Origin of the sequence: Alcanivorax sp. 1008, assembly GCF_020667895.1 — a bacterium.
In the GTDB taxonomy this organism is placed as follows: Bacteria; Pseudomonadota; Gammaproteobacteria; order Pseudomonadales; family Alcanivoracaceae; genus PGZG01.
This window is the reverse complement of the sequence record NZ_JAFMPS010000008.1, coordinates 72,558-90,187: the sequence shown is the minus strand read 5'-3', so window position 1 is coordinate 90,187 and position 17,630 is coordinate 72,558. Positions and strand designations below refer to the sequence as shown.

Sequence of the window (17,630 nt, the reverse complement as noted above, 5' to 3'; positions counted from 1 at the left end):
GTTTTGAGTCAAAAGATCACCTCGATCCGTGGCATGAACGACATTTTGCCAACGCAGACGCCGCTCTGGCAGTGGTTGGAGTCCCGTGTGCGTAATCTGTTGCAGAGCTATGGCTATGGCGAAATTCGCATGCCAATAGTTGAGCATACGGAACTGTTCAAGCGCTCTATTGGTGAAGTGACCGATATTGTCGAAAAGGAGATGTACACCTTTGCTGACCGCAATGGGGATTCACTGACCCTGCGCCCGGAAGGCACAGCCAGTTGTGTCCGTGCGGCCGAAGAGCATGGTCTGTTGTATAACCAGGTGCAGCGTCTTTGGTATACCGGGCCGATGTTTCGTCACGAGCGTCCCCAGGCTGGGCGTTACCGTCAGTTTCACCAGATCGGTGTCGAAGCCTTTGGCATGCAGGGCCCGGATATTGATGCTGAGTTAATTCTGATGACGGCCCGTCTGTGGCGTGAGCTGGGTATTAGCGATCTGGTGACTCTGGAGCTGAATAGCCTCGGTGACAGTGAAGATCGAGCCCGTTACCGTGACGCCCTGGTTGCATACCTGTCCCAGCATATTGATGCCCTCGATGAAGACAGTCGTCGCAGGCTGGAAAAAAACCCGCTGCGTATTCTCGATAGTAAGGATGCCGGCACCCGAGCGGTGCTGCAGAATGCACCCCGTTTTGATGATTATCTCGGCGAGCAAGCCAGGGAGCATTTTGCCGGCTTGCGTCAGGTGCTCGATGCAGCCGGCATTAGTTATCGTCTGAATTCGGCACTGGTGCGTGGTCTGGATTATTACGGCAAGACCGTATTCGAGTGGGTCACCGATGCCCTTGGTGCTCAGGGTACGGTGTGTGCTGGCGGGCGTTATGATGGCTTGGTGTCGCAGCTTGGTGGCAAGCCAACACCGGCGGTGGGTTTTGCCATGGGGGTGGAGCGGTTGATTCTGCTGCTGGAGCAGCGAGCTCCCGAGTTGCCGGCACCCGCAGATGTGTATCTGGTATCGACAGTGGCTCCCGCCGCGGCCTTGGTGCTGGCAGAAGAGTTGCGCGCGGCACTGCCGCAACTCAGAGTGCAGAGTCACTGCGGTTCCGGCAGCCTCAAGAGCCAGATGAAAAAGGCCGATAAAAGTGGTGCCCGCTGGGCCCTGATCGTCGGTGAAGATGAGCTTGCTGCCGGAGAAATTACCCTGAAGCCGTTGCGCGGCGACAGTGAGCAGCAACGTATTGCCCGGGCGGCGCTGGCGGACACGCTGGCGGCGCAGATCAAATAAGCAGTCCAGTTAATCAAGGAGAGCGGTAAATGGTCGACTATAGCGAAGAAGAACAGGTCGAAAGACTGCGTAAGTGGTGGGATGAGAACGGCACTTCCATTGTTGTTGCTGTATTGCTTTCGGTTGCCGCACTGGTGGGTTGGCGTTTTTGGCAAGACAAAAGTCAGGAGAAAACCCAAGCTGCGTCCGAGATTTATCAGCAGATGATCGGCGCCATGGAGCAGTCGCGGGCAATGGCTGGTGCTGAAGGCGCCAGTGATGCCGTGCGCAGTTCTGCAGAGCAACTAGTGGCGGACTATGCTTCAACTTCCTATGCGGATTATGCGCGTTTGGCCTTGGCCTCTCTTGCTGTCAGTGAAGAATCCTATGCCGATGCCGCCGCCCAGTTGCGCGAGGTGATGGACTCACCGGCTACCCCCGCCATGGGTTGGACTGCTCGTGCGCGCCTTGCCCGGGTGCTGTTGCATAGTGGCGATCTTGATGGGGCCAAGCAGGCGCTGAACGCGTCCTGGCCAGAGTCCTGGCTGGGACAGGTGTTCGAGCTGCGTGGTGATCTGGCCCGCGCTCAGGGTGATGTAGACGCGGCTCGCGAGGCATATCAGTCTGCTCTGCAAGCGCTCGAGACTGATGGCGCTGGTCATCGTGAACTGGTTCAGATGAAGCTTGATGATCTGGTGCCGGCGTCCTGATGAGAAATAGCCTTTTCGTCCGGTTGCTTCAACGGGGCCTCATTGTGGCTCCGTTGGTATTGCTGGGTGCGTGCAGCAGTAAGCCGAAAGAGGTTGAGCCCACTGCGCTGACAAGTTTTGAGCGCGAGTACCGGGTTGACCGGGAATGGCATCGCTACTCGGGATTGGGCTCGCTGCGTAAGCCGTTGCGTCTCGAGCCTGCGCTGTCTGAACAGTATCTTTACCTTGGAGATATGAGCGGACGTGTTCGTGCCCTGCAGCGAAGCAGCGGTCGCACGGTCTGGCTGCAAAATACGGAGCTGCGTATTTCCACCGGTGTGCGGGGCGGCTATGGCCGGCTTTTATTGGGCACCCGTGATGGTGAAGCCGTTGCTCTGTCGGCGGACGATGGTAGTGAGCTTTGGCGTACCCAGTTGTCTGGCGAACTGCTTTCCCGGCCGGCAACCGACGGCGAAGTGGCAATCTTTCAGAGTCAGGACGGCAGGGTGGTTGCCCTGAATGCCGCAGATGGTGCGGTGCTGTGGAGTTTTGAGGTCACCGTACCGGTACTGACTTTGCGTGGTTTGGCGGAGCCGCTACTGGTCGGCAATCGGGTGTTTGCCGGCACTGCCAGTGGCCGGGTAGTCGCCCTGGAGCTGGTCAGCGGTTCGCCGGTTTGGGAGCGTCGTGTGGCAGAGCCCAGCGGCCGTTCCGAGTTGGATCGTCTGGTCGACATTGACGGCAATCTTGTTTTGGAAAATGGCGGTCTTTTTGTTAGCACGTTTCAGGGCAAGCTAGCGGTTCTCGATGAGGACAGCGGTCGGGTCTACTGGGATTTCAATATCTCCAGTGCCAACATAATGTCGAGTCTGGGCGGTGTTCTGTTCGTCGCCGATAATCAGGGTGTAGTGCGTGCGATCGATCAGCGCACTGGCAATGAGTTGTGGAAGCAGGAAGGGTTGATCGCACGCAAGCTGACTGGCACTGCCATTCATAATGATCTGGTGGTGGTGGGAGATCGTGATGGCTACTTGCATTGGCTCGACCCTCAGACGGGCAAATTTGTTGCCCGTCAACGTCATGACCCGGATGGCTTCGCTGCCACACCGATGGTTTATGGTGATGTTCTGTATGCCGTCAGTGCTGACGGTGAAGTTGCAGCCTACCGTTTGAAGGCAACCAGGTAATGAAACCCGTACTGGCTCTGGTCGGCCGGCCGAATGTCGGCAAATCGACCCTGTTCAATCGTCTGACCCGTACCCGCGATGCGCTGGTGGCGGACTATCCCGGCCTGACTCGTGATCGCAAATACGGTGACGGCAAGGTCGGTGAGCGGGCCTATATGGTGGTGGACACCGGCGGGATCGGGGAGGGCGACGACGGCATCGATGGGCCCATGGGTGATCAGGCTCGTCAAGCGGTGGCAGAGGCTGATGCAGTGTTGTTCATGGTTGATGGCAGGGCTGGTCTGACAGCTTCAGATGAGCTTGTGGCGCGTGAGTTGCGCAGCCTCAACAAGCCGGTTTATCTGGTGGTCAACAAGGTCGACGGTGTTGATGAAAATATTGCCGCAGCAGATTTCTACTCCCTTGGCCTCACCTCCCAGCATCGCATTGCTGCCAGTCAGGGCCGTGGCGTCAACGCCATGATGGCTGAAGTTTTAGCGGCTTTCCCCGATGCTCCAGAGCATAGTCCCGGTACTGAGGAGCAGGGTATTCGGGTGGCGATTATTGGCCGCCCCAATGTGGGTAAATCAACCTTGGTCAACCGCATGCTCGGCGAAGATCGCGTGGTGGTCTTTGATATGGCGGGTACCACGCGGGACTCCATCTATATCCCGTTCGAGCGGCGTGGCCAACGCTATACATTGATTGATACAGCGGGGGTGCGCCGCCGCGGTAAGGTCCACGAGACTATCGAAAAGTTTTCTGTGATCAAGGCCATGCAGGCCATTGATGATGCGCAGGTGGTGATACTGGTGGTCGATGCCCGGGAAGGGATTACAGATCAGGATCTCAGCCTGCTTGGCCATGTACTGCAGGCCGGCCGTTCCTTGCTGGTAGCGGTTAATAAATGGGATGGACTGGATGCCAGTCATCGTGAACAGGTTAAGTCTGAGCTCGCTCGTCGGTTAGAGTTTGCCCCATGGGCTCGGGTGCACTATATCTCTGCGCTGCATGGCACAGGAGTTGGCGATCTGTATGCCCTGATCGAACGGGCCTGGCAGTCTGCTTTTACCCGCATCCCCACCAACAAGCTGACCAGCATGCTGGAACATCTGGTGGCCGCCAATCAGCCGCCACAGGTGGGGCGTCACCGAGCCAAGCTGCGTTACGCCCATCTTGGCGGTACCAATCCTCCGCGTATCATCATCCACGGCAACTCCCTTGATAGCCTGCCGGACAGTTATCGGCGCTATCTGGAAAACCGCTTCCGCGATCTGCTCAAGCTTGAGGGCACGCCGCTAAAGGTGGAGTTCAAGTCCGGTGACAATCCCTTCGAAGGGAAAGGTAACCAACTGACCGAGCGGCAGGTCCAGCGCAAGCGCCGGCTAATCAAGCACGTCAAAGGTCGCTGATTTTACCTTTCAACCCTTGTTGGCGATCACAGCACTGCTATCCTGACTTTGTACTAATGTGCTATCCGGGGGGGATGCATGAGGCTGTCTGTTGTCACCGTTACGCTGTTGCTGGCATGGCTGCCGGTCGACCGTTCATTTGCCTTTGATGCTTTTGACGACACATTTGCGGACGACGGCATGCCGATGGTGCTGACGCCAGCGCGGCTTAGCCAGCCGCAGTCTCAGGTGCCTGCTAGTGTCACCATCATCGATCGTGAGTTGATTGAGGCTACTGGCGCCCGGGAAATTTACCAGCTGCTGCAGTTGGTGCCAGGCATGAGCGCCGTCAAGGTTGATGGCAATGTGCCGACGGTCAGTTATCACGGCACTCAGGCCCGCGATGTGCGCCGTATGCAGGTGCTGATTGACGGCCGTACTCAATACCTGCCCGGTCTGGCCCGGGTGCTGTGGAATGACTTTCCTCTGGAAATCGAAGATATCGAGCGCATCGAGGTGACCCGCGGTCCCGCCTCGGCGGCCTATGGTGCTAACGCCTTTCAGGGAGTTATCAACATCATCAGCCGTCATCCTCAGGATGTAGTTGGCACAACCGCGGCTGCTCGCGGTGGTAACAACGGCGTGCGAGATTGGCGCGTTACGTCTGCCAACGGTCAGGACGGTGTCAGGTCGCGCGTTACTGTAGCGTCGAGAGACGACGATGGTTATAGCGAGCCTTTCAAAGGGGAGCCGCGCCGCGACCAGAAATCAGTGCAGACCATTAACCTGCGCACCCATCTGGAGGTGAACCCCCGTGACACGCTGGAGTTTTTTGCTGGCGGCTCGCGCAGAACGCTGGGTTTGCCTACTGAGCGGTCAGACTTCGACGACTTTACTGACTTTATCGTCGAGCCGGAAAATCGTTCGGAAGAGGCATTTGCGCAGATGCGTTGGAAGCGGCAGGTGTCCGATACGCATCAGCTTAAGGTGCAGTTCTATAGCCAGTACAAGAAAACAGAGGATCAATTAGCCGGCTGCTTCGTTTTGCCCGGTCTGGAGGCCATCCCGGAGGCTGGCGGGTTGCTGTTCAGTAAAGAAATGCGAGATTTGTTTGAGGCCAATAATCGGGATATTGATGGCACAGAGGCCGCTCTGGAAAGTGCCTTGGTTAATGGTCCGGCCACGGCAGAGGAGGGGGCGCTCCTTGTCCGCCTGAACGCCCTCGTGTCAGCCAATGCCGGTGCACCTTGCGGCCAGCTGAACCCGTTGATCGTTGAGCGTCGGCACGATCTGGAAGTGGAGAATATTATCCAGCTCAGCCCGGATACACGACTGCTTGTAGGTGCAAATTTGCGCCTCGATCAGGGGGAGTCCGATACCTATATTGGCGAGCCGGTGGAAAATTTCAGTCAGCGTCTGTTCGGTAATCTGGAGATGCATCTTGCCGAGCCGCTATATCTGAATCTTGGAGGCTACTGGGAGCATGACGATCTCAACGGTTCCTATTTCAACCCCCGTGGTGCGCTGATCTATCAGTTTCTGCCCTCGCAAAGCGTGCGCTTTGTCTACGCTGAGGCATTGCGAACCATGGATATTTACGAGAAGTCCGCAGATATCCATATCCAGCCAAAAAACCTTGCCGGTGTTTATGGCGCAGATCCGTTGGCCGCTCTGGGCTGGGAAACGGCCGAGTTTTTCGCCACCCAGACCTCTGATGGTGCGCTTGATCCAGAGCGTATCCGCTCTGTGGAGGTTGGCTACTATGGTCGGGTCAGTACGCTTGAGTGGGATATCCGGGTATTCGATGAGCAGCTCGACCAGCTGGTTAGTGGGCCGATGAACCCGGAGCGTTTCCGCCCCGACAATGAAGGCTCGGTTGATATTCAAGGCGCTGAGGCACAACTCAGTTGGCGGCCGCATCCGAGGCACTTGCTTCGGCTTGCCGGTTCCCGCATCAGTACCAAGGCAGATCATCCGACAGAGCCCGGCTCCGCGCGAATAGAAGAGGCACTGGCAGCGGAGACACTGTCCAGTTTGCTATGGCGCTTTGATGTGAATGACCGCTGGATGTTGTCAGCCTTTTGGCACCGGGCGGACCACTGGAGTGACAGAAGGTTCGAGAATGTCTACGAGCGTGCGGACTTGCAGGTTTCACGGCGTGTTCGAGGGCCTCGCAGCACAATTGAGATTAGTGCAGTGGTGCAGCATTTACTTAGTGATGATCCGGTGGTGAGGATTAATAACTTGTACAAGGAGGACAGCCTCTACTGGTTGTCAGCGGCAGTCTCGTTCTAGGAAGGGAATGATGGCTCAGGGATGCAGAACAGGGCTTGGCGTATTGCTCGCCTGTCTGACGTGGTTCACCCACGCCGGAGAATTGTCTGTTGCCTCTGAGTCCGACTCTGTATCAATGCCGATTTTGCTAGTGGGGCCGGATAATAACTACACCTCTGAGTTTCAGGCCGAGCTGACCAGTCGGATGCTGCCGTCCCTGACATTGACTGCTGATGCTGATGTTGCCGGGTTAGCCGTGGCGCTGGGTGAAGATGCATTCGTTCAGGCACAGAGCCTCGGCATTCCTGTTATTGGTGTGCATGTCTCCCGCTCTGCTCTGCAATCGGCCAGAGATGCCGGCTGTTTATGTTCCGCAGTCTACCGAGAGGCGACCACTGCTGCCCAGATTCTTGTGCTGCGTGAAATGCTTCCTGCGGCCCGCCGGGTTGGTGTTCTGCTTGGTCCGGGCTTTGCCGGCGACGAGCAGCAACTTGAAATTCCGGGCATTCTGTTTGAGCGACGTAGTGTCAGCAATGTACAGCAGTTGCCTGCGGTGCTGGCAGAATTATTGCCGCGTGTCGACGTATTATTGGCGCTTCCCGATCCTGCTTTGTACAACGCTGATACCGCCAGGCTGATACTGCTATCCAGCTACCGGCAGGGCAAGCCGGTGATTGGCCCGGACGAGCAGTTTGTTCGCGCTGGCAGTCTGGCGGCGGCCTATCCTTCTGTGGAGGGAATGATTGAGGCGACCTTGAAGCTGCTACAGCATGATGGGTTGCCGGCAACTATGCCGGAGGCTGCGTATGCCCGCGCAGCGGTGGCATGGAACGTCCATGTGGCACGTAGTTACGGTGTAATCGCTCCGGACATCCCGGCGATTGAAAGGCGTCTGGAGGCACAGCAATGAATTTCTCCGGCAGCATTGTCAATCAGCTACGTTGGCTAGGTGTCTTGCCGGCGTTGTTGATGCTTATCCTGCTGCTGCTCGCTTTGACCTGGCAGCGTTTTGATGATGCGCAAGCGGAGCTCAACGCACGTGGCATCTTTATGAGTCGCTATCTTGCAGCAGCCTCTGAATACGGAGTGATATCCGGTAGTCAGGGTGAGCTGGATCAGCAGGCGCGCCTCGCAATGCAGCATGGCGATGTTCTTGGTGTGATATTCCGGGATCATCTTGGGCAGATATTGCTTGAGCGTTATGTGTCTGATAGCCGGCAGCCTGATGAGTCATCCATACGTCGCTTCCGGGCAGCAATCTATCGGCAGACCCTGTTGCCCGGAAGCTTGTTCGATGACGCCGCTGCTACTGTGGAAAGTTCGCCTGAGCGTATCGGTCACGTCGAACTACTATTATCGTCTTCTTCGCTAGCCCAACGACAGCGAGAGATTTTGCTGGCGACCCTGATGCCTGCGGTTATTGCCATGTTGGTTGGTTTGATTATTTCGTCAAAAATGGCAGGGCGACTGTCGCACCCGATTACCAGTTTATCCAGACTGGTGCAGCAGATTCGCGGCGGAGACTATCAGGCCCGCGGCGTACTTCCTTTGAATGCTGAACTTGGCGCATTGCAGGGGGATATCAATCAGCTGGCGGCAGAGTTGGAGCGAGCCAGACGTGAACAGGATCGAGCCATGGATGCGCTGCGTGAAGCACGCTTGCGCGCGGAAGGTGCTAGCCAGGCAAAGAGCGAGTTTCTGGCCATGATGAGCCATGAGCTGCGCACTCCGATGAATGGCGTTATGGGGATGCTGCAACTTCTTGATGGAACTTCTCTGAGTGAAACACAGCGCGAGTATGCCCGCGCCGCACTGGACTCCACGGCGCATCTGCTTGACGTCATCAATGACATCCTCGATTTTTCCCGGGTAGAAAGTGGCCGGCTGGAGCTTGAGTACCTTTATTTCCCTATTGCGGAATTGTTGCAAAGCTGTGTGGCAAACTTTAGCTATCTGGCCAATCAGAAGGGATTAAGGTTGCGCTTACATGGATTGTCTGCGGCTCTGGATCTTCAAGTCTGCACTGATCCAACGCGGCTGCGTCAGATTCTGGCCAACCTGATTAGTAACGCGGTCAAATTTACCGAACGGGGTGAAGTGTTGGTTGATGTGTTGCTGGTTGAGCAGCGGCAGGATCGACTGGCTCTTACCTTGACCGTCAAGGACACTGGTATCGGCATTCCTGAGGACAAGTTGCCGCTATTGTTTGATGCGTTTTCTCAGGTGGATAGCTCTACTACCCGTCGCTTCGGCGGCACCGGGCTGGGGCTGGCCATTGTCCAGCGTTTGACTCGTCTGCTTGGTGGTGTGCTGGAGGTGAAAAGCACACAAGGTCAGGGTACAACCTTCACCGTCCGATTTGTTTTGCCGATGCGCGTTGGCGGCACTCCGATGTCATTGCTGGCTGATGATAGTGAAGAGTTGCCCCATCTTTCTGGTGCTGTGCTGCTGGTTGAGGATAACGAAGTCAATCGTATGGTTGCGGAGCACATGCTCAGCGCTGCTGGTGTAGAGGTCACTTGTGCGGGCAATGGCGACGAAGCCTTGCAGAAACTAGCGGATGGTCGGTTTGATTGTGTGCTGATGGATGTGCAGATGCCGGTTATGGATGGTCTGGAGGCGGTGCGCCGCTATCGTGAGCAGGAGCGACTCGACGGCAGCGGTCATCTGCCAATAATCGCGCTGACAGCGAATGCCCTGGTTGGAGAGCGCGAGCGCTGCATAGAGGCTGGCATGGATGACTATCTGGCGAAACCGTTCCAGCGTCGCAAACTGCTTACTTTGCTGGCTCGTTATCTGGGAGCGGCTTGAGCTCAGTCACCGTGCTCAGCACCTCACCGTCGCGTAGTCGCGTTTGTATGGTATGGCCGGCTTGCAGGCCAGCAACAGAGTGCAGTGCCTGACCTTCATGGAAGGTAATGCTATAGCCGCGCCCCAGTACTGCCAGAGGGCTGACCGAGTTGAGGCGATTACTTAACTGGCGCAGATCCCGTTGCCGGTCACGGACCTGACGTGGCAAAGGTAGTGCCAGTCTTTTCGCCAGGCCCGTCAGGCGGGTTTCACTCAGGCTCAGTAGCACGCGAGGGTCGCGGCCATGCAGACGCCGCTTGAGCTGGTCCAGACGCTGTGCGGGCAGGGCAAGGCGCTGTTGCAGGTGACGGCGCAAGCGTGCTTCCAGTTCGTCAATCTGTTGAGCCACTTGTTGCAGTCGCTGCTCCGGGCGACCTAGCCGCTTCTCCAGCCAGCCCAGTCGTTGCTGCTCTCGCTGCAGATGGTGCTGCATATGAACTGCCAACCGCCTTCCCAGTGTGGCCACCCGCTGGCCCAGTGTTTCGAGGTCCGGACTGACCAGCTCTGCCGCTGCTGAAGGGGTTGGAGCACGCAGATCAGCAACATAATCGGTCAGGCCGACGTCCACCTCATGGCCTACAGCGGATACCACCGGGATTGATGAAGCGGCCACCTCACGGGCCAGCTGTTCATCGTTGAAGGCCCACAGGTCCTCCAGTGAGCCGCCGCCACGGGCCATAATCAGCACATCGCAATCTTGACGCCGGTTAGCTAGTGCCAGTGCGGCTATCAGCTGTCCGGGGGCGTCTTTGCCCTGCACTGCAGCGGGGTAGATCAGCACGGGTAGCTGGGGGGCGCGCCGCTTCAGTACCTGCAGAATATCGCGCAGTGCGGCGCCAGTCGCCGAGGTGATCACCCCGATTTGCCGAGGAAAGGCAGGCAGGGTGCGCTTGCGACTGTCGTCAAATAGTCCCTCGGCACGAAGCTTTTCGCGTAGCTGCTCGAACTCGCGGCGGAGCCGTCCTTCGCCAGCCTCCTCCATGTGCTCGATAACCAGCTGGTAGTTACCCCGTGGCACATACAGGGTGACCCGGGCCCGAACCAGTACCTGCATGCCGTCCCGGGGGGTGAAACGGAGCAGTTGGGCGCGGTTGCGGAACATGGCTCCACTAACCTGAGCGCGGTCGTCTTTCAGGCTGAAATACAGGTGCCCGGAGGCCGGCCGGGACAGGTTGGAGAGCTCCGCCTCGATCCATAACAGCGGAAAACCGCCTTCCAGCAGTCCCTGAGCTTCCAGATTGAGGCGGCTGACGGTCCAGATACGACGTTCGTCTGGGGCCGGATTAAGGTCCTTGTTCATGGGTTGGAGGGTAGCACCGGAGTGGGCCCGTCGCCTATAATGCCGGGCCTGATTTTCCACCCCCTTACGGTGCCCCATGCTCAGAATTGTGCAAGAAGCACTGACTTTTGATGACGTTCTACTGATTCCTGCCCATTCGGAAGTCCTGCCCAAGGACGTCTCACTGAAGTCACGCCTGACCCGTTCCATTGCCCTGAACGTTCCGCTGGTATCTGCGGCCATGGATACCGTGACAGAAAGTCGTCTCGCCATCGGTATGGCCCAGGAAGGGGGCATAGGTATTCTGCATAAGAATATGGAGGCCGAGGATCAGGCACGCCATGTGCGGATGGTTAAGAAATTTGAAAGCGGTGTGGTGAAAGATCCCATTACCGTAACGCCGGACACAACGGTTGCTGAGCTGCTACGCATTACTCGAGCCCATGATATTTCCGGCGTGCCGGTGGTGAATGGCAATGAAGTGGTTGGCATTGTCACCAGTCGGGATACCCGTTTTGTTACCGAATACAGCCAGCCGGTGTCAGCCATAATGACGGGCAAGGACCGCCTGGTGACTGTCCGTGAAGGTGTGCCCTCAGAAGAAGTCCGCGGACTGTTGCACCGCCACCGGATTGAAAAAGTCATTGTGGTGAACGATCACGGTGAGTTGCGTGGTTTGATCACCGTTAAGGATATTGAAAAGGCTGCCAAGTATCCGAATGCGTGTAAGGACTCTCAGGGCCGGTTGCGGGTTGGTGCGGCGGTCGGTACCGGTGAAGGTACTGAGCAGCGTGTTGAGTTGCTGGTTGAGGCTGGCGTCGATGTGATCGTTGTTGATACCGCCCATGGCCACAGTCAGGGCGTAATTGATCGTGTTGCCTGGGTGAAGAAGCATTTTCCGCAAGTGCAGGTTATCGGCGGCAATATTGCTACCGCTGCAGCTGCGCGGGCACTGGCCGAAGCAGGTGCAGATGCTGTTAAGGTTGGTATTGGCCCGGGCTCGATCTGTACCACGCGGATTGTTGCCGGTATTGGTGTTCCGCAGATTACTGCAATTTCTGACGTTGCTGATGCACTGTTGAAATACGACATACCTTTGATTGCTGATGGCGGTATTCGTTTCTCCGGAGATATTGCCAAGGCGATCGCCGCTGGGGCCAGTGCCATCATGATTGGTTCCTTGTTGGCCGGTACCGAAGAGGCGCCGGGCGATGTGGAGCTGTATCAGGGGGGTTATTACAAGGCCTACCGTGGCATGGGCTCACTCGGTGCCATGTCTGGTAAGACTGGCTCCAGCGACCGCTATTTTCAGGATAGTGCTGCCGGGGTGGAGAAACTGGTGCCCGAAGGCATCGAAGGCCGTGTCCCCTATAAAGGGCCGATGAGTGCCATCATTCATCAGCTGATGGGTGGGTTGCGGGCTTCCATGGGCTATACCGGCTGTGCCGATATTGACCAGATGCGCACCAAGCCGGAGTTCGTCAAGATTACCGGTGCAGGCATCAAGGAATCTCACGTTCACGATGTGGCCATTACCAAGGAAGCGCCGAACTACCCGATCGGGTAATCCGGAAAATTTATTCAGTATGTAATCGGCCGGTGCTCCCGGCCGATTCAGTTTTTAACCGAGGCCAGCTGGCCCGCAATGGAACTTCGTCATGAGAGATATTCATGCTCAGCGCATTCTGATTCTGGATTTCGGCTCCCAGTACACGCAGTTGATTGCCCGTCGCGTGCGTGAAATTGGTGTCTACTGCGAGATTCGCGCTTGGGATATGGATGAGGCGGAAATTCGCGCCTTCGCCCCCGCCGGTATTATTTTGTCCGGCGGCCCGGAGACGGTGACGGTGGAGCAGACTCCACGGGCACCGCAGCGGGTATTTGAACAGGGCGTGCCAGTGCTGGGTATTTGCTATGGCATGCAGACCATGGCGCAACAGCTGGGTGGCAAGGTCATCGCTGGAGAGAAGCACGAATTCGGCTACGCACGGGTGAAGAAGGAGCAATCCAATGGATTGCTTGATGGCATCGTCGATCATCAGGAAGGCGAAGTTGGTCATCTTGATGTGTGGATGAGTCACGGCGATCGGGTAGGTACTTTGCCATCGGGTTTTGTCGTCAGCGCCAGCACCGATTCCTGCCCGATTGCGGGTATGGCCAATGATGAAAAGCGTTTTTATGGTGTGCAGTTCCACCCGGAGGTAACACATACCTTACAGGGTGGTCGCATGCTGGAGCGTTTTGTACGGGAGATTTGTGCCTGCGAAAAACTTTGGACCCCGGATAATATTATCGAGGATGCCATTGAGCAGATCCGCGAGCTGGTCCGTGATGAGGAAGTGATTCTAGGTCTCTCCGGTGGTGTCGACTCCTCGGTAACGGCGGCATTGCTGCACCGCGCCATTGGCAAGCAGTTGACCTGTGTGTTTGTGGATAACGGCCTGTTGCGTCACCGTGAAGGTGATCAGGTCATGGAAATGTTTGCCAAAAATATGGGCGTGAAGGTAATTCGCGTCGATGCAGAGGAAGTATTTTTGTCGAGCCTTGCCGGCGAAGCAGATCCTGAGAAAAAGCGGAAGATTATTGGCAATGCCTTCATTGATATTTTCGAGGCCGAAGCTGCCAAGCTGAAAGATGCTCGGTGGCTGGCTCAGGGGACGATTTATCCGGATGTTATCGAGTCCGCTGCCAGCAAAACAGGCAAGGCTCACGTGATTAAATCGCACCATAATGTTGGCGGCCTGAAGGAGAATATGATTCTCAAGCTGGTGGAGCCGCTGCGTGAGTTGTTCAAGGATGAAGTGCGTAAGATCGGTCTGGAGCTGGGTCTGCCCTACGATATGGTGTATCGCCATCCGTTCCCGGGGCCGGGTCTGGGTGTGCGTATTCTTGGTGAAGTTAAAAAGGAATATGCAGACACTTTGCGCCTGGCAGATGCCATCTTTATTGAGGAGCTTTACGCTGCAGAGTTGTATCACAAGACCAGTCAGGCGTTCGCGGTTTTTCTACCGGTTAAATCCGTTGGCGTGGTTGGTGATGCGCGTCGTTACGAATATGTGGTGGCGCTGCGCGCCGTGGAAACCATCGATTTTATGACGGCCCGCTGGGCACATCTTCCCTATGAGTTTCTTGAGCATGTTTCCGGTCGTATCATCAACGAAATTCCCGGAATTTCCCGGGTGACCTACGATATCTCCTCGAAGCCGCCGGCAACCATCGAGTGGGAGTAGCTTTGGATTTGTTATCAGATGACTGGTTAACTGGCTATCTGATAACAGTTTCCACCGTTTCGCTTTGCCTGATACATGGCTTCATCCGCCCGGCGCATGAGCATGTCTGGCAGGCTGGTGCCATCCGGTAGCGCGATGCCGATGCTGGCACCGAGTGTCACCGATACGCCGCCGAAATCGAGGGGCTGGTTGCTCACTTCAATCAGCTTCTTGGCCACAGCCTCAGCTGCTTCAGTGGGGGAGTCGCCGCTGACTACAATGCAAAACTCATCTCCGCCTACCCGGGCGATCAGATCAGTTTGACGCATAGCATGTTGAAAGCGATCGGTGATTTCTTTAAGAATCACATCTCCGGCATGATGGCCATGGCTGTCATTTATCTCCTTGAAATGATCCAGATCCAGATACAGCAGCGCCAGCTTTTGTGCGCCATAGGCAAGGCGACGCGGCAGCAGACGCTCCAGCCCTCGACGATTAACTAGCCCGGTAAGTGGGTCTTTTTCACTTTCACGGCGTAACTCGGTTTCTCTTTGTTGGCGCTCGCTGACATCCTGAAATGCAATGCTTACGCCTGCGATAAACCCTTTTTCATCTTTCAGTGGAGTGGCAATCAGCTCAGCCGGAAAGTTCATATGTTGGCGATTGCCAGTGACAATGCCGGCCCAGCGATCGCCACCGAGGCAGCTCTTAAGCATTTCCTCGATGGCTCGAGTAGCAGCCGGCCCTGAAACATGGCTGGTAAGCGCGTTACCAATAATCGGTGCGGTCTGTCCTAACAAGGTGTGGGCCGCTGGATTGGCAAAAATAATATTGCCGCGGCGGTCGAGGCTAAGAATGCCTTCGCCGATGGACTTCAGTAGTAGTTCATTATGATGCTTGAGGCGTTCCACCTCTTGAAGTGAGCGGGTGAGGGCCGCATTGGACTCTGACAGCTCGCGGCCGCGCCGATCCAGCTCGAGAAAGACCCGCACTTTACCCTGCAGCATTTCCGAGTTGATAGGCTTGGTCAGAAAGTCCACCGCGCCACTGGCATAGCCCTTCATGACATGCTCAAGATCGCGGTTGATGGCGGTGACAAAAATAATCGGTACCGCGCGTGTGCGGCTGCCTTGCTGCATCAGGTTGGCTACCTCGTAGCCATCCATGCCCGGCATTTGCACATCCAGCAGGACAACGGCAACGTCATTGTCGCCAAGTAGTTGTAATGCCTGTTCACCAGACTCCGCCTGTAGTAGCTGGATATCGAAATCATCCAGCAGGGCTTCCAGGGCAATACGGTTGGCGCTCTGGTCATCGACGATCAGGACGGCGGGCTTGCTCGACATGAATCTGTTCTCTCCGCAGCAACCCGGACATGGTGTCGGGTTGGATTTTTGTTATGTGGGCGCTATGCGACCTTGTTACTTTGTCCCGATTTTCCGCAAAATGCCAGCCTACGGCACCCATATAATCGAACCCACCGGTCAGCGGAGAACAACTGTCCATGAATAATCCAGATATTGGCAAACTGATCTTGCGTATTGCACTTGGCGTGATGCTATTGCTGCATGGAGTAGACAAGCTGATGCACGGTGTTAGCGGTATTTCTGGCATGTTGGCTAGCCATGGCCTGCCAGGATGGTTTGCCTTCGGTGTATTCGTTGGTGAGATTGTCGCGCCGCTGATGGTGCTGCTGGGGGTTCAGACCCGTATTGGCGCCGGGCTGATCGTGATTAATATGCTATTTGCTATCGGTCTGGCCCATTCCGGGCAGATTTTCTCTCTCGGAAAGCATGGTGGCTGGGCCATTGAGCTGCAGGCTTTCTATCTATTTACTGCGGCGGCTCTGGTGTTTCTGGGGGGTGGTAAGTATGTGATCAAGAACTGAGCCGTCAGCAGCGGTGCTGAAGCCGCTCCTATACGGAGCGGTTACGGGAGTCCACCTGCTCATTCAGAGTCCAGTAATCATACAGTACGCCCAGCAGGAAAAGGCCGCCGGTAAATAGCCAGATCAGGCCGGTGAGCCACTTGCCCAGATAGAAGCGATGAATGCCGAATACGCCGAGGAATGTCAGCAGAATCCAGCTGATGTTGTAATCGGCGGGCCCGGACAGAAAGCGCCGGTCTGCCTTTTCGTCCATTCCTGGTATCAGGAAAAGATCGATAATCCAGCCGATAAAAAACAGGCCCAGAGTGAAAAACCAGATTGTGCCCGTTATTGGCTTGCCGTAGTAAAAACGGTGCGCGCCCATAAAACCAAAGATCCACAGACAGTAGCCGATAATTTTGCTGTGCGTATCTTGCTGTGCCATAACGATGTCCTTACAGCGTAACGGTAATCTTGCTAATTACTCGCAGGGCTTTGTCGATAGCCTTGCCAGTGCTTTCATCCCGGGCAAGTGCCACGCCCAGACGACGCTCACCATGAACCTCCGGTTTACCGAACAGACGCAGGTCGGTATCCGCTTCTTCCAACGCTTCGGCCAGATTGCCATAGCGCATATCAGTTGAGTCGCCAGCCACTAGCAAAACCGCCGAGGCAGACGGGCCAACCTGATGGATTGCCGGCACCGGCAGGCCAAGAATGGCGCGAGCATGCAGGGCGAACTCAGACAGGTTCTGGGAAATTAGAGTGACCAGCCCGGTATCATGGGGGCGGGGGGAGACCTCACTAAAGAACACCCTGTCGCCTTTGACAAATAGTTCTACGCCAAAAATACCGTAGCCACCAAGCGACTCGGTAACAGCGGCGGCAATACTCTGAGCTTCTTCAAGTGCCACGCTAGTCATTGGTTGTGGCTGCCATGACTCCCTGTAGTCGCCCTTTTCCTGACGATGACCAATTGGCGCGCAAAAGCTGGTGCCGTTACGGTGCCTGACGGTGAGTAGCGTAATTTCGTAATCAAAATCCACGAAGCCTTCGACAATGACCTTGCCCTTGCCGGATCGTCCACCGGACTGGGCATATTCCCACGCAGGGTCGACATCAGCCTGTTGCTTTACCGTGCTCTGCCCTTTGCCGGAGGACGACATGATTGGTTTGACTACGCAGGGCAGGCCAACCAATTCAATGGCTGCCAGATACTCCTCCTTTGTTTCTGCAAAACGATACGGCGAAGTGGACAGGCCAAGTTCTTCTGCGGCCAATCGGCGAATACCTTCGCGGTTCATGGTCAGCTGGGCTGCGCGGGCGGAGGGAATAACACTCCAGCCCTCGGCTTCCAATTTGACTAGCTCATCGGTGGCAATGGCCTCAATTTCCGGGACGATCAGGTGTGGCTTTTCCAGTTCAACCAGTGTTCGTACGGCCGCGCCATCAAGCATGCTGATCACATGGCTGCGATGGGCAACTTGCATTGCCGGCGCGTTGGCGTAGCGGTCTACGGCAATAATTTCACAGCCAAAGCGCATCAGCTCTATGGCCACTTCCTTGCCGAGTTCTCCGCTGCCAAGAAACATGATGCGGGTGGCATGGGGAGCGAGTGGAGTGCCAATCGTTGTCATGGTTTTCCTATCAGTCAAAA

General features: G+C 56.3%; 14 protein-coding genes. 10 read left to right on the top strand and 4 right to left on the bottom strand.

Translation table 11 applies throughout. The features are described from left to right. Window positions 1-3 precede the first annotated feature (3 nt). The 7 genes from hisS (at window position 4) to J1C54_RS10695 (ending at window position 9,579) form a co-directional block, all read left to right on the top strand. A complete protein-coding gene (hisS, locus tag J1C54_RS10725) occupies window positions 4-1,269 on the top strand; it encodes a histidine--tRNA ligase (protein ID WP_229147338.1) in 1,266 nt (421 codons plus the stop codon). 29 nt (window positions 1,270-1,298) lie between these two features. Beyond that, complete coding sequence (locus tag J1C54_RS10720) at window positions 1,299-1,958, top strand: tetratricopeptide repeat protein (RefSeq protein ID WP_229147336.1); 660 nt, start codon at window positions 1,299-1,301, stop codon at window positions 1,956-1,958. Then, complete coding sequence (gene bamB, locus J1C54_RS10715) at window positions 1,958-3,124, top strand: outer membrane protein assembly factor BamB (RefSeq protein ID WP_229147332.1); 1,167 nt, start codon at window positions 1,958-1,960, stop codon at window positions 3,122-3,124. Before J1C54_RS10720 ends, bamB begins: the two co-directional genes overlap by 1 nt. Beyond that, window positions 3,124-4,515: a ribosome biogenesis GTPase Der gene (gene der / locus J1C54_RS10710; protein WP_229147330.1), complete on the top strand. Its 1,392-nt coding sequence runs from the start codon at window positions 3,124-3,126 to the stop codon at window positions 4,513-4,515. Before bamB ends, der begins: the two co-directional genes overlap by 1 nt. A 78-nt stretch (window positions 4,516-4,593) precedes the next feature. Continuing rightward, window positions 4,594-6,789, top strand: a complete 2,196-nt coding sequence (locus tag J1C54_RS10705; RefSeq protein WP_229147328.1) for a TonB-dependent siderophore receptor — start codon at window positions 4,594-4,596, stop codon at window positions 6,787-6,789. Between the two features lie 7 nt (window positions 6,790-6,796). Beyond that, window positions 6,797-7,678, top strand: a complete 882-nt coding sequence (locus tag J1C54_RS10700) for a hypothetical protein (protein ID WP_229147325.1) — start codon at window positions 6,797-6,799, stop codon at window positions 7,676-7,678. Beyond that, window positions 7,675-9,579: an ATP-binding protein gene (locus J1C54_RS10695; RefSeq protein ID WP_229147321.1), complete on the top strand. Its 1,905-nt coding sequence runs from the start codon at window positions 7,675-7,677 to the stop codon at window positions 9,577-9,579. The genes J1C54_RS10700 and J1C54_RS10695 overlap by 4 nt, the downstream gene beginning before the upstream one ends. Here J1C54_RS10695 and xseA read toward each other — a convergent pair. Then, window positions 9,545-10,918 carry an exodeoxyribonuclease VII large subunit gene (gene xseA / locus J1C54_RS10690; RefSeq protein ID WP_229147317.1) on the bottom strand — a complete coding sequence of 458 codons (1,374 nt, stop codon included), beginning with the start codon at window positions 10,916-10,918 and terminating at the stop codon, window positions 9,545-9,547. The two genes, J1C54_RS10695 and xseA, sit on opposite strands and share 35 nt — an antisense overlap. 76 nt (window positions 10,919-10,994) lie before the next feature. On the opposite strand from xseA, the gene guaB reads away from it, so the two are divergent. Together guaB and guaA are read left to right on the top strand one after the other, a co-directional pair. After that, window positions 10,995-12,464: an IMP dehydrogenase gene (gene guaB / locus J1C54_RS10685; RefSeq protein ID WP_229147316.1), complete on the top strand. Its 1,470-nt coding sequence runs from the start codon at window positions 10,995-10,997 to the stop codon at window positions 12,462-12,464. Window positions 12,465-12,555: 91 nt separating this feature from the next. Then, the gene (gene guaA, locus J1C54_RS10680; protein WP_229147309.1) at window positions 12,556-14,127 is read left to right on the top strand and encodes a glutamine-hydrolyzing GMP synthase; all 1,572 of its coding nucleotides are present in this window, start codon (window positions 12,556-12,558) and stop codon (window positions 14,125-14,127) included. A gap of 26 nt (window positions 14,128-14,153) precedes the next feature. Here guaA and J1C54_RS10675 read toward each other — a convergent pair whose 3' ends face one another. Next, window positions 14,154-15,452 carry a diguanylate cyclase domain-containing protein gene (locus J1C54_RS10675; protein ID WP_229147305.1) on the bottom strand — a complete coding sequence of 433 codons (1,299 nt, stop codon included), beginning with the start codon at window positions 15,450-15,452 and terminating at the stop codon, window positions 14,154-14,156. A 158-nt stretch (window positions 15,453-15,610) separates the two neighbouring features. On the opposite strand from J1C54_RS10675, the gene J1C54_RS10670 reads away from it, so the two are divergent. Continuing rightward, window positions 15,611-15,994: a DoxX family protein gene (locus J1C54_RS10670; protein WP_229147297.1), complete on the top strand. Its 384-nt coding sequence runs from the start codon at window positions 15,611-15,613 to the stop codon at window positions 15,992-15,994. A gap of 28 nt (window positions 15,995-16,022) precedes the next feature. Here J1C54_RS10670 and J1C54_RS10665 read toward each other — a convergent pair whose 3' ends face one another. Together J1C54_RS10665 and purT are read right to left on the bottom strand one after the other, a co-directional pair. Further along, on the bottom strand, window positions 16,023-16,418 hold the full coding sequence (locus J1C54_RS10665; protein WP_229147292.1) for a TM2 domain-containing protein: 396 nt from the start codon (window positions 16,416-16,418) through the stop codon (window positions 16,023-16,025). Between the two features lie 10 nt (window positions 16,419-16,428). Continuing rightward, window positions 16,429-17,610, bottom strand: a complete 1,182-nt coding sequence (gene purT / locus J1C54_RS10660; protein WP_229147289.1) for a formate-dependent phosphoribosylglycinamide formyltransferase — start codon at window positions 17,608-17,610, stop codon at window positions 16,429-16,431. Window positions 17,611-17,630 lie beyond the last annotated feature (20 nt).

Coding starts and splice junctions, on each gene's coding strand:
- xseA (WP_229147317.1), bottom strand. CDS start 10,918: ATGAACAAGGACCTTAATCCGGCCCCAGACGAACGTCGTATCTGGACC.
- guaA (WP_229147309.1), top strand. CDS start 12,556: ATGAGAGATATTCATGCTCAGCGCATTCTGATTCTGGATTTCGGCTCC.
- guaB (WP_229147316.1), top strand. CDS start 10,995: ATGCTCAGAATTGTGCAAGAAGCACTGACTTTTGATGACGTTCTACTG.
- J1C54_RS10670 (WP_229147297.1), top strand. CDS start 15,611: ATGAATAATCCAGATATTGGCAAACTGATCTTGCGTATTGCACTTGGC.
- bamB (WP_229147332.1), top strand. CDS start 1,958: ATGAGAAATAGCCTTTTCGTCCGGTTGCTTCAACGGGGCCTCATTGTG.
- J1C54_RS10695 (WP_229147321.1), top strand. CDS start 7,675: ATGAATTTCTCCGGCAGCATTGTCAATCAGCTACGTTGGCTAGGTGTC.
- purT (WP_229147289.1), bottom strand. CDS start 17,610: ATGACAACGATTGGCACTCCACTCGCTCCCCATGCCACCCGCATCATG.
- J1C54_RS10705 (WP_229147328.1), top strand. CDS start 4,594: ATGAGGCTGTCTGTTGTCACCGTTACGCTGTTGCTGGCATGGCTGCCG.
- J1C54_RS10720 (WP_229147336.1), top strand. CDS start 1,299: ATGGTCGACTATAGCGAAGAAGAACAGGTCGAAAGACTGCGTAAGTGG.
- J1C54_RS10675 (WP_229147305.1), bottom strand. CDS start 15,452: ATGTCGAGCAAGCCCGCCGTCCTGATCGTCGATGACCAGAGCGCCAAC.
- J1C54_RS10700 (WP_229147325.1), top strand. CDS start 6,797: ATGATGGCTCAGGGATGCAGAACAGGGCTTGGCGTATTGCTCGCCTGT.
- J1C54_RS10665 (WP_229147292.1), bottom strand. CDS start 16,418: ATGGCACAGCAAGATACGCACAGCAAAATTATCGGCTACTGTCTGTGG.
- der (WP_229147330.1), top strand. CDS start 3,124: ATGAAACCCGTACTGGCTCTGGTCGGCCGGCCGAATGTCGGCAAATCG.